Origin of the sequence: Clostridium sp. C8-1-8, assembly GCF_009928445.1 — a bacterium.
Lineage (GTDB): Bacteria > Bacillota > Clostridia > Clostridiales > Clostridiaceae > Clostridium_AR.
This window is the reverse complement of sequence record NZ_JAABNO010000003.1, coordinates 22,666-34,523: the sequence shown is the minus strand read 5'-3', so window position 1 is coordinate 34,523 and position 11,858 is coordinate 22,666. Positions and strand designations below refer to the sequence as shown.

General features: G+C 32.6%; 14 protein-coding genes. 13 read left to right on the top strand and 1 reads right to left on the bottom strand.

Going from position 1 to position 11,858, the window contains the following annotated elements:
* Positions 1–19 precede the first annotated feature (19 nt).
* The 12 genes from glp to GXK57_RS03855 all read left to right on the top strand — a co-directional run bounded on the left by glp (position 20) and on the right by GXK57_RS03855 (position 9,900).
* Positions 20–1,231 carry a gephyrin-like molybdotransferase Glp gene (glp, locus tag GXK57_RS03910; RefSeq protein ID WP_160671728.1) on the top strand — a complete coding sequence of 404 codons (1,212 nt, stop codon included), beginning with the start codon at positions 20–22 and terminating at the stop codon, positions 1,229–1,231.
* A 215-nt stretch (positions 1,232–1,446) separates the two neighbouring features.
* Positions 1,447–2,007 (top strand): 4Fe-4S dicluster domain-containing protein, encoded by a 561-nt coding sequence (locus tag GXK57_RS03905; RefSeq protein ID WP_160671725.1) that lies wholly within the window; start codon positions 1,447–1,449, stop codon positions 2,005–2,007.
* Positions 2,008–2,157: 150 nt separating this feature from the next.
* A complete protein-coding gene (locus tag GXK57_RS03900) occupies positions 2,158–3,513 on the top strand; it encodes a [FeFe] hydrogenase, group A (RefSeq protein WP_160672671.1) in 1,356 nt (451 codons plus the stop codon).
* A gap of 5 nt (positions 3,514–3,518) precedes the next feature.
* Positions 3,519–4,088, top strand: coding sequence for a 4Fe-4S dicluster domain-containing protein (locus GXK57_RS03895; protein WP_160671722.1), 570 nt, complete (start codon positions 3,519–3,521; stop codon positions 4,086–4,088).
* A gap of 14 nt (positions 4,089–4,102) precedes the next feature.
* Complete coding sequence (locus tag GXK57_RS03890; protein ID WP_160671719.1) at positions 4,103–4,732, top strand: molybdenum cofactor guanylyltransferase; 630 nt, start codon at positions 4,103–4,105, stop codon at positions 4,730–4,732.
* A 307-nt stretch (positions 4,733–5,039) separates the two neighbouring features.
* Positions 5,040–5,996 carry a GTP 3',8-cyclase MoaA gene (moaA, locus tag GXK57_RS03885; protein WP_160671716.1) on the top strand — a complete coding sequence of 319 codons (957 nt, stop codon included), beginning with the start codon at positions 5,040–5,042 and terminating at the stop codon, positions 5,994–5,996.
* Positions 5,993–6,466, top strand: a complete 474-nt coding sequence (gene moaC / locus GXK57_RS03880; RefSeq protein WP_347709080.1) for a cyclic pyranopterin monophosphate synthase MoaC — start codon at positions 5,993–5,995, stop codon at positions 6,464–6,466. The genes moaA and moaC overlap by 4 nt, the downstream gene beginning before the upstream one ends.
* Positions 6,467–6,495: 29 nt before the next feature.
* On the top strand, positions 6,496–6,927 hold the full coding sequence (locus GXK57_RS03875) for an MOSC domain-containing protein (RefSeq protein WP_160671710.1): 432 nt from the start codon (positions 6,496–6,498) through the stop codon (positions 6,925–6,927).
* A 163-nt stretch (positions 6,928–7,090) separates the two neighbouring features.
* Positions 7,091–7,900: a molybdate ABC transporter substrate-binding protein gene (modA, locus tag GXK57_RS03870; RefSeq protein ID WP_160671707.1), complete on the top strand. Its 810-nt coding sequence runs from the start codon at positions 7,091–7,093 to the stop codon at positions 7,898–7,900.
* A 125-nt stretch (positions 7,901–8,025) separates the two neighbouring features.
* A complete protein-coding gene (locus tag GXK57_RS03865; RefSeq protein ID WP_160671704.1) occupies positions 8,026–8,901 on the top strand; it encodes an ABC transporter permease in 876 nt (291 codons plus the stop codon).
* Between the two features lie 148 nt (positions 8,902–9,049).
* Entirely contained in the window at positions 9,050–9,469 is a 420-nt protein-coding gene (locus GXK57_RS03860; RefSeq protein WP_160671701.1) for a nucleotidyltransferase domain-containing protein, read from the top strand.
* Entirely contained in the window at positions 9,466–9,900 is a 435-nt protein-coding gene (locus GXK57_RS03855; protein WP_160671698.1) for a HepT-like ribonuclease domain-containing protein, read from the top strand. Before GXK57_RS03860 ends, GXK57_RS03855 begins: the two co-directional genes overlap by 4 nt.
* A 330-nt stretch (positions 9,901–10,230) precedes the next feature.
* Here GXK57_RS03855 and GXK57_RS03850 read toward each other — a convergent pair whose 3' ends face one another.
* Positions 10,231–10,440, bottom strand: a complete 210-nt coding sequence (locus tag GXK57_RS03850; protein ID WP_160671695.1) for a hypothetical protein — start codon at positions 10,438–10,440, stop codon at positions 10,231–10,233.
* A 232-nt stretch (positions 10,441–10,672) separates the two neighbouring features.
* Here GXK57_RS03850 and GXK57_RS03845 point away from each other — a divergent pair, with 232 nt between their 5' ends.
* Positions 10,673–11,839, top strand: a complete 1,167-nt coding sequence (locus GXK57_RS03845) for an alanine--tRNA ligase-related protein (protein WP_160671692.1) — start codon at positions 10,673–10,675, stop codon at positions 11,837–11,839.
* The last annotated feature ends 19 nt before the right edge of the window (positions 11,840–11,858 follow it).

Genomic DNA, 11,858 nt, shown 5'->3' with positions numbered 1-11,858 from the left:
TAATGAAAGGATAGTTAAGATGATTAGTGTAAATGATGCATTGAGAATAATTTCTGAGGAAGCTAAAATTATAGGTAAGGAAAGGCTAGATATATTGTCATGTAATGGACTAGTTTTGGCAGAAGACATATTGTCTAAGGATTACTTACCTCCCTTTGATAAATCTGCAATGGATGGATATGCCCTAAGAAGTTGTGATACCTTAGGTATAAGTGATGAAAATCCTAAAGGCTTTAAGGTGAAAGGTGTTATAAAAGCTGGACAGTGGTGTACTGAAAGTATAAAAGAAGGCGAAGCTTATAAAATAATGACTGGAGCACCCATACCATTAGAAGCGGATTGCGTTATAGAAGTAGAGAAGGTAACTACAGAAGGTGACAAGGTATACTTATATAATGAAGTGAAAGAAGACAACCATGTTATAAAGTTTGGTGAAGAGTTACAGCCAGGGAACTTGGTGCTTCACAAGGGGAGTGAAATAAGACCGGCAGAAATTGGACTTTTTGCATCATTAGGCTATAAAGAGGTAGAGGTATATAAGAGACCAGTGGTAGGGCTTATTATAACCGGAGATGAGCTTGTTTCAATAGAAGAACCTATAGGTCAAGGAAAGATAAGAAACAGCAACGAATATGCAATAACCTCTATGCTTACAACCATGGGGATTAAGGTTATATCCTTTGGTATTGTAAAAGATGATAAAGCTTTACTTACAAAAGTTATAAAAGAAGCTTTAGAAACAACTGATGTTGTTATAACTTCGGGAGGAGCCTCAGCAGGAGACTACGATTTTGTTGAAGATATATTAATAGAAATAGGTGCTGATATTAAATTTAATTCTGTTGCTATAAAGCCAGGAAAGCCAATAAGTTTCGCCACTTATAAGGATAGACTATTCTTTAGTCTTCCGGGAAATCCACTTTCAGCTATAACTACCTTCGAGCAGTTTATAGAACCTGCTTGTAAAAAAATAATCGGTAAAGAGCAATATATGAAGGAAGAATTTCCTGTAGTATTAGCAGAGGATTTTAAGGTTAGAAAAGGAAGAGTAAAGCTTATTTATGTAAAATTAGTTAAAGAAGAAAATGCCTATTATGCTTATAAGGTAGGCTCTCAAAGTTCAAATAAGCTAACAACTATAAGTAAAGCAAATGGAGTACTAGTTGTTCCAGAGGATTATACTTATATGAAAGCAGGAGAAGTACTACAAGGAAGATTCATATTTAAATAGTTAGTAAAGAATACATAAAAGTCTTTTAAAGCACCGTGATAAAATTAACTGGTTAGGCATCTGTAGCTTAGATGAGCTAATAATATGATTTTGTCATTTTAGTGTATAAAGTTCTAAATAACTAAGGCATTGCAAGGTAATATAAGTAAGTTAGAAGCTTTATTTAAAATAAATAGAAATGTAGCATGAAAGTTATGAGGAAAGGTAGTAAGTATATGAATTCAAAGATTAATGCTTTTGTTGTGGCAGACAGCAAAAAGTGTATAGGTTGTAAGGCCTGTGAAGTTGCTTGTTATGTGGCACATAATGATAAGGAAAACCTTACTGTGACAGCTGGAAATATTGAAATGCCTATTATTGCAAGACTTCATGTGGTAGATAACGGAAGTTATAAGGTTCCAGTTCAGTGCAGACAATGTGAAGATGCACCTTGCGCTAATGTATGCCCCATTGGTGCAATAACTGAGCAAGGGGACAAAATAATAATAGATGAAAATAAATGTATTGGTTGTAAAACCTGTGCAGTGGCATGTCCTTTTGGCGCAATAGATATATTGCCAAGGTATGAAAATGGAGAAAAACTTTTTACGAAAATTAAAAAGTCTGGGGAAGTTAAAGAAGCTTACAAAGCGGTTTCAACAGCGTATAAGTGCGATTTGTGCAATGGAAGTGACAAACCTGCTTGTGTGGATGCTTGCCCTAAAAATGCATTAAAGGTTTTTCATGCTGAAAGTGAAAGAAAAGAGAGAAATATAGCTTCAGTGTTAAGCCTTTAGAACTTTGGATAAAGCTATAAAGTTAAAGTGTCATTAAAATATAATGTTAAAATTAAATGTTAGTTATTTTACGAAACTAATACAGTATTGACAGTTTTACATTATAAAAGAAATTAAATTAGTTTTTGGAAAGGAAATTTACGCATGGCAATGATTAATATTGACGAGGAGTTATGTACAGGTTGCAGACGTTGTGCAGAGATATGCCCTGTGGATGCCATAAAAGGTAAGTTAGGAAGTATACAAACTATAGATGAAAAGCTCTGTGTAAGTTGTGGTCAATGTGTACAAATATGTAGTTCCTACGCTTCGGCATTTACATTAGGAGAAGAAAATATAGAAGAGAAAAAGAAAGCTAGAAATTTGCTTAGTAGCATAAAGGAGCCATTATTCGCAGCATATAATATGGGACAAGTTAAAAAGCTTAGAGAATTGTTAAGAGATGAAAGTATCTTTAAAGTTGTTCAGTGTGCTCCTGCAGTTAGAGTGGCAATAGCAGAGGAGTTTGGTTTTGAATTTGGGAGTTTAACGCCAGGAAAGCTTGCAGCTTCTCTTAGACTGTTGAATTTTAATAGAGTATATGACACTAATTTTGGTGCAGACCTTACCATAATGGAAGAAGGAAGTGAACTTATAAAAAGGATAACGGAGAATAAGAACCTTCCTATGTTTACTTCATGCTGTCCAGCTTGGGTAAAATATCCAGAACTATTAAAGCATCTTTCTACCTGCAAGTCACCTCAACAGATGGCTGGAACTATATTTAAAACCTATGGAGCTCAGGTAGACAATGTTGACCCAAGCAACATATTAAGTGTAGCTGTTATGCCTTGCACCTGTAAGCAGTTTGAGTGTGATAGAGAGGAAATGAAAGATAGCGGTTACAAGGATGTAGATATGGTTATAACCACTAGAGAGTTAGCTCAGCTGATAAAGGAAGAAAATATAAACTTTGCTAGCTTGGAAGAGGAAACCTTTGATGCACCGTTAGGTGTTTATAGTGGTGCAGGCAATATATTTGGAGTCACCGGTGGAGTGATGGAGGCAGCGCTAAGAACAGGTTATGAGCTTCTAACTAATACTTCAGTTCCAAAGCTTGAGATGGATTTTATAAGAGGTGGAGAAGGCATTAGAGAAGCTAAGGTAAAGGTTGGACAACTAGATCTAAAGGTGGCAGTGGTATCTGGTCTTAACAATGTCAAAGAACTGCTTCAGGCGGTAAAAAAAGGCCAATGTGATTATCATTTTGTAGAGGTAATGACTTGTCCAGAAGGTTGTGTTAGTGGTGGTGGTCAGCCTAAAATCTTACTGGATAGATTAAAGAAAAACGGAATTGAGGCTAGAAAAAAGGCTTTGTATAAACATGACTCAGAATCAGGTATAAGAAAGTCCCATGAAAATCCATATATAAAGAAGTTATATAAAGAGTTTTTAAAAGAACCTCTTGGAGAAAAGTCTCATTATTTGTTACATACAAAATACTCATCAAGAAAAAGAGAGGAGTAATAATTATGAATAATTTTGTTATGGCAAATCCACAAAGATGTATAGGTTGCAGAACTTGTGAGGTAGCTTGTGTAGTTGCACATTCAGATAATAATATATTTACAGTAAAAAAAGATGATATTAATTTTAATCCCTGCTTGAAGGTTATCAAAACTGCAGAAGTAAGTGCACCAGTGCAATGTAGGCATTGTGAAAATGCTCCTTGTGCTAATGCGTGCCCTAATGGTTCTATAGTAAACAAGGATAATGCAGTAATTATAAACAAGGATACTTGTATTGGATGCAAGAGCTGCTTAATAGTATGTCCATTTGGAGCTATTGATATGATTGCAGCGTCTAAAAATGGAGAAAGCATTCTTCAGTCAGGCCTTAAAACAGACTTTAGTGGAAGTTTTCAGCTAAAGGAAAAGATTGTGGCTAATAAGTGTGATTTGTGTGTAGGTAGAGAAAATGGACCTGCATGTATAGATGCTTGTCCAACCGCTGCGCTGAAACTTGTGAAGCATGAAAATCTAGATAAAGAGATACAAGAGAAGAGAAAAAATAGCGTAAAAACTTTAGTTACGATGGTTTAGGATAGAAAAAAATTATGTGTTATGATAAAATAACAAAATTGGACAAATTCTCTACTGCGGTTATTCTTGCAGGGGGAAAAAGTTCTAGAATGGGTTTTGATAAACAGTTTTTAAGATTGAAAGAGGAAAATCTAATAGAACTTATTGCTGAAAAATTAAAAAAGAGCTTTGAAGAAATAATAATAGTAACTAATAAACCTGAATTGTATAAAAATACTTCATATAAGCTTGTTTCTGATGAATATAAAGAAAGAGGTCCAATCTCAGGTATTTATGAGGGACTTAAGGCCTCTAACAGTGAGTATGTTTACTTTATTGCTTGTGATATGCCAATTGTTAGAAACGACTTTATTAAATTTATGAAGGAAAAACTGATGGAAAGTCCTAAACAGTGCTGTTTAGTTAAAAGACAAAAGTATCTTGAGCCTTTTAATGCCTTTTATTCAAAAGCCATGTTAAACAAGGCTTTTGAACTTTTAGAAGAGGACAGGCGTGCCTTAAAGGAATTGGTACTATCATCAGATCCATTGTATATAGAGGAAGAAAGTGTTATAAGCTTTGATCCTGATTTTGATATGTTTATAAATCTTAATACCAAAGAAGAATTGGAAAAGTATATCAGAAAGTTTGTAAGAGAAATTTAGTGTAATTATCTTTGAATATACTTCATTTTAAATGGACATGAGTTCCATGCTTCAATGAGCTTGTTAAAAAATATATTTAGAGATGGTAGCCTTAGTAGAAAGTAATACAGCACATATATTTTTAATTTGGAAGTATCACTAAGTAATACTTATATTGAAATTTTAAAGATATTTAACCTCTCAAAAAATTTCAGGAAGAGGAAGTTTTTGAGAGGTTTTATATTGTTATTAGATAGCGGATAATTAAATTAAACACTATACTTTAGTTGGGACATTAGAACCGTCCCATGTCCCGGAGGCGATAGAAATGTTAGATTCGTTTGGTCGTAATATAAATTATTTAAGAATTTCAGTAACAGATTTATGTAATTTGAGATGTAAGTATTGTATGCCGGAAAAAGGAATAACAAAGGCTTGTCATGATGAAATATTAAGCTTTGAAGAAATTCAGCATATTACAGAAAAGTTTGCAGAACTAGGTGTGACCAAGGTGAGGATAACTGGTGGGGAGCCTCTAGTGAGGAAGGATATATTAAAACTCATAGAAGGAATATCTACCATTAAAGGAATAGATGAAATAGCTATGACCACCAATGGAATTCTCTTAAAAGAATATGCAAGAGCTTTAAAGAAAGCAGGACTTTCAAGAGTAAATATAAGTCTAGATACCTTAGATTCGGATAAGTATAGAGATATAACTAAGGGAGGAGAGCTTAATGCTGTGCTTGAAGGAATAGCTGAGGCAAAAAAAGCTAAGCTTACTCCTATAAAAATTAATGTTGTTTTGATAAAAGGCTTTAATGAAGATGAAATAAAGGATTTTGTTGAACTTACAACAGATGAAGAAATTGATGTGAGATTTATAGAACTTATGCCTATAGGGCAAGTGAAAAACTGGTCTCTTAACAAATACTTAAGTAATGAAATCGTACTTAATAAGGTTCCGGAACTTGTTGAGATTGAAGCAAAGGATATTTCTTCTCCAGCTAAGTACTATAAGTTTCCCAATGGAAAAGGAAATGTAGGTCTTATCAATCCTATTTCTTGCAAGTTTTGCAGCAGTTGCAATAGAGTAAGACTTACTGCAGATGGAAAGATAAAACCTTGCTTACATTCAGACGAGGAAATAGACATAAAAGCTTTAGTAAGAAATGGAAAAGACATAACCAAAGTACTCTGTGATATTGTAAAGAATAAACCAAAGGAACATGATCTTGAAGATGGTAAATACATAGAAAGAGAAATGACTGCTATAGGAGGATAATAATGGAGTTTTCACATTTTAATGAAGAAGGAAGAGCTCATATGGTGAATGTGTCGGATAAGATAGACACAAAAAGAGTTGCAGTGGCAAGAGGTACGATCAAAATGAAAAAAGAAACCATAAGACTCATAAAAGAAGGACTTATTAAAAAGGGGGATGTGCTTTCAGTCTCTCAAGTTGGAGGAATAATGGGGGCAAAGAAAACCTGGGAGCTTATACCAATGTGCCACAACATACTTTTAACTGGCTCAGATATAAGTTTTGAGGTGAAGGAAGAGGAAATAGAGATAGAAGCTACAGTAACCACTATCGGTAAGACTGGTGTAGAGATGGAGGCTTTAACTGCTGTAAATATTGCTGCACTTACTATATATGATATGTGCAAGGCCGTTGATAAGGATATGGTAATAACAGATGTAAGGCTAATTAAGAAAACTGGTGGCAAGAGTGGAGAGTATGTAAGGGAATAGAAAATATATAAAACAGGAATGGTGAGCGTATGGCTAAAGTTATATCAATTAATATAAGTGAAATAAAAGGTGTTATAAAAACTCCTATAGCAGAAGGTGTTTTTAAAGAAGACCATGGTCTTGTAGGTGATGGACATGCTGGAAATTGGCATAGACAAGTGAGTCTTCTTGCAAGCGAAAGTATAGAGAAGATGATAAAGTTTGGGGTTCCTGATTTGACACCGGGAAAATTCGCTGAAAACATAACTACTGAAGGAATAGTTCTATATGAATTACCTATAGGCACTAGACTGAAGATAGGTGATACTATACAGGAAGTAACCCAAATTGGTAAGGAATGTCATAAGGGCTGTGCTATAAAAAATAAGGTTGGTAAGTGCATAATGCCGACGGAGGGCATATTTACAAAGATAATAAAAGGTGGAGTAATAAAAGCCGGAGATATTATAGAGGTTTTATAGATATATACCACTTCAATCCAAAATCTATTAAAAAAGCTCCTCTGAATATGATGAGATAATTTGATAATAAAAGTTTTAGTATTAAGTTGGATAAGTATAAATCTTAAGTAATTCTAAAATGGGTTTAAGGAATCATGTACTTATGAGCAAAGGGGAAGAAGTAATGAAAGTGAAATTTAAGACTAGTATCTTAATACTAGCAGTAGTTTTGTCATCAGGGCTTATGGCATGTACTAAAACTACAAAAAAAGCCGAAGATGGTAGTTCAAAAAAGATAATGGTATTTGCAGCTGCTAGTCTAACAGAAAGCTTTAATGAGATAGGAAATCAGATTAAGAAGGATAAAGGAATTGATGTAACCTTCAACTATGCAGGTAGTCAAGCTTTGGTCCAAGAAATTAATCAAAGTAATGGTGCAGATGTATTTGCTTCGGCCAATACAAATTATGTAGATCAATTGAAAAAAGATGGTAAGGTAGAGGAAAGTAAAATATTTGCTGAAAATAAGCTAATAATTTGCACAAGTAAAAGTAGTAAGAAAAGTATAAAAAATTTTAAGGATTTGGCACAAACAAATTTAAAGCTAGTAGTGGGAGAGAAAACTGTACCTATAGGAAGCTATTTTTATAAGGCTTTAGAAAGTCAGAAGAATAAAAATATAATTGATGATAATACCTATAAAGCTATATTGAATAATATAAAAAGCAGTGAACTAAATGTAAAGGATGTGCTTGCAAAGGTTGTACTAAATGAAGCCAATGCAGGGGTAGTATACAAAACAGATGTTAATGAGGCTAATAAAGAAAAGGTAGACATGATAGAAGATGCTGCCTTTAATGAACTTAAAGTTCAATATCCAATAGCTTTATTAAAGGCTTCTAAAAATAAGGATGCTGCAAAGGAATTTGTTGACTATATTGTTGAAGGTAAGGGAAAAGAAATATTAAAGAAATATGGATTTGATATTAAATAAAGATGTACTAATTAGTACCGAAACCTATATTAAAAGTTCCTCTGATTTCTGAGAAAAGTTTTTGAAAATATAAGTTTAATATGTATTAGTATATCAATATAATTTGATTTTTATATAGGAGAAGTATGATTCAAGATAAGATATATGATGTAAAAGAAGATGAAAAATACTTAAATACTCTCAATAAAAGGGGGAGTAGAAAAAATTACATTAATAAGCTTTTAGTAATACCCTTAGTGATAGCCATAAGCGTATATATAGTTATTATTGTTCTTCCAATACTTACTATGATAAATTATTCAGGCGTACATAATATAATTTCTACATTATATATAAAAGAGAACATTTCTAGTGTGCTGCTGACCTTAGAGACTTCTACCATAGCTTTAATACTAACTTTTATCTTTGGTACTTGCATGGCTTTCTATTTGAGGTTTGTAAAGAACAAAGCCTTGGCTAAGGTTCTAAGTATACTGATAGAGTTACCTATAGTTTTACCACCTGCAGCAGTTGGTATAGCTCTTTTACTTACCTTTGGTAGTAATGGCATTATAGGCAGGATGTTAGATAGCTATGGAATTAGCTTAGTGTTTACTCCAGCTGCTGTAATTATTGCTCAGTTTTTTGTATCCTCGGCTTTCTATGTGAAAGTACTTAGTAATTCAATAAACGATGTTCCAAAGGAAATTTTTGAAGCAACTTATGTATTAGGTGCAGGAAAGGTTGAAACAATTTATAAAATTATAATTCCTATGCTGAAACGAGCTATAATCTCTGGACTTATACTTAGTTATATAAGATCTATAGGAGAGTTTGGCGCCACTTTAATGTTTGCTGGCAATGTTGTTAATAAAACCAGAACTATACCACTACAGATATATACATATATGCAGACTGATATAAAAATGGCTACTTCCTTTGCGGCGATACTGTATTTATTGTCCTTCTTACTACTGTTTTTCGTAAGAGTTTTTTTGAGAGAAGATGGGGATATTTTATAATGAAGTAATAAATAAAAATATACTGGGTTAATGCTTATGTTATTGATTTAATGATTATTAAGTGTTGCATTAGCTTTTATTTTATATAACTTTGGGATATAATATCAACATACCTTTATATTTAGTTTATCCGAAGGTTGGTGTTAAATTGGATAGTGAAGAAGAAAGAAAGTATGCTCTTGACAAGCTTAATTCTGAAGAAGTACTAAATTTTATCAATGAATATAACATATCTAACCTGATACTGTTCGGAAGCTTAAATCATGGCGAATTTAATGAAATATCTGATGTGGATATTGCTCTTTTAAATGAGGAAAAAATATCCTTAGATACTATTTTAGAATTAGAGCTGTTTTTAGAAAATTTGCTTAATAGACCTATTGATGTTGTTGATTTAAGAAGTGAAAAGTTAGATCTGTTTGTGAAGATAAATATTTTGAATAATGGAAAAGTGTTGTTTTCAAAGGACAATAATAAGATGTTTGACATAATTTGTGATGAAGTAGATAGGACCTATCGGGAGAATGAAAATTTTATGTACTTTAGGAGAATTGATGTATTATCATGAATGATGAGAGACTAATAAAAATAATAGAAGATTTGGAAGAATGTAAGGCAGATATAAATGAGTGCTTAGAGGTTTTAGAAAAATATAAGGAAGATCAGCTTATAACTAAGCTTGCAAAGTCAAGCTTAAGGCAGCTTTTCGTTGGATTCCATACAATATTGGAAGACTTTTGCTCTATAGCCTTAAGAGAGATAAGAAGGTTTAAGATAGGTATTTCTTTAAGTGATAGTTTTAAACTCTTAAGAAAAAGTGATGTTATAGACGAGAGAACCTACCTTTTCTTAGAAAAATCAAGGCTTGTTAGAAATAGAATATCTCATAGATACAAGGAACCAAGTCATGAAGAACTACTTGAACATATAGTAAATAACACAGATAAGTTTGATATAATAATAAATATTGCTAAAAAGTTTCTACGTAAATATAGTTAATAAAAGTATAAAGCTTTGTACATAGAGTATCTTATAAAGAATCAGTGTTTTTTAGCTATTCTTTATAAGATACTTTTTTACTATTAAGAACAGTTATATAAAAAGTGCCAACTAAATATAGTGAATTCAAGGCTTAGGGCAGCTATTTTTGTTAAGAAGTAAGTAATAAAATTATGGGGCTTGCTAGATTTTTTACATATGTATTTGGAAAGGCAGATGGACAAGAAAAGCCCACTGAAGAAGGTCCCTTCAGTGGCTTTTTAACAAAATTGTTATCAAGCATAGACATTATAAAAATAAAGCACATAGGAGTCTTCAATGCTATGTGCTTTATTTATGGTCATCATTATAAACTGTGGAAGTAGTCTTGGAAGACCAAGCTTTATCTTCATGGAAATCAGGGATTAGGGAATCGCTATCATCGCCTTCTATATCAGAGGATTCTACAGTTAAATTTGAAGAAGTAGATATACCATAGGAACCAGAAGTTGATGGTGAAGTCACTAATTTATCATTTTTAGGTTCTCTTGTTTTTTTCATAATAACACCTCCAACCTTATTATGTTCAAGAGCATGTAAAATATTTAGTATAAATCAAATTACATCTTTAATTAAGAGTATTAAACTGATATATTTTAACCCTGTACTTTAACAGTATTTAAATTATGTAAAATATATTGTTATTAATTAGTAAATTGGTTAACCTGTGTTATAATTTTAGTAAATTGAATATGCAATAAGTCAATATACAATCAAACCGAGGAGTGATCATATGACAGAAAAGTTATTTTATAAAAATTCATATATATGTGAGGCAGAATGTGAAGTAGAGAATATAATTGAAAAAGGTGACAGCTATGAAGTAATTCTTAAGAGCACACCCTTTTATCCGGAAGGTGGAGGTCAGACCTGTGATTTAGGTACTATAGATAATATAAAAGTTGAGTATGTCTATGAAGAAGATGACATCATCTACCACGTCCTTAAAGAGAAACCAGAGGGAAAGTTTGTTATGTGTAAAGTCGATTATGATAGAAGACTTGACCATATACAACAGCATTCGGGAGAACATTTGCTATCAGCTGCATTTTTTAAACTTTTTAAAATTGTTAATGCAGGATTTCACTTAGGAGAAGATTACGTAACTATAGATATGTTATTTAAAGATATGACAGAAGAGATGATAAGGGAAATAGAGAATGAGGTGAATAAATATATCTATAGAAATGAACCTATATCAACTTATTTCCTTACTAAAGAGGAGGCTTTGAAATTACCTCTTAGAAAAGGTATAAAGGCTGAAGGAAAGATAAGAATTGTTCAAATGGGAGAAACTACCGATTTTAGTGCTTGCTGCGGAACTCACGTTGTCAGAACTGGCGAGGTAGGGATAGTAAAGATAATCAAGTATGAGAACTATAAGGGAATGACTAGGATCTATTTTAAATGTGGACTTAGGGCTTTAAAGGATTATCAAGAGAAGCAGGCTTGTATCACCAATCTTACTAGAAGTCTTTCAGTGGAAGCTTCAGGGATAAGTAATGTGATAAATAATCAAAGGAATGAGATATCAGAGCTTAAGAGAAAGCTATCAGACTTGTATGGTAATCTTGCTAAAAGAGAAGCTGATAAACTTTTAAGTAATAGTGAATCAAGATTTATTACTGCTACATATGAGGAAGAAGGCTTTGAGTTTCTAGAGAAGCTATATGATGAATTAAAAGATAAAGGGTATATATTAATATTAGGCTCCCTAAAGGATAAAAAACTTATATTAGCTCACAATGGAAGTTTTAACTTTAAATGCGGAAACTTATTCAAGGAAAAGTTAAAGGATTTTGGTGGAAAAGGCGGAGGTAATGACAAGAGAGCACAAGCAAGCTTTGAAGTAGAGTCGAGTATTAAGAACTTTATAGAATATTTAAGAGAAGTACTATAGAAATGTGATGCATTAGGCC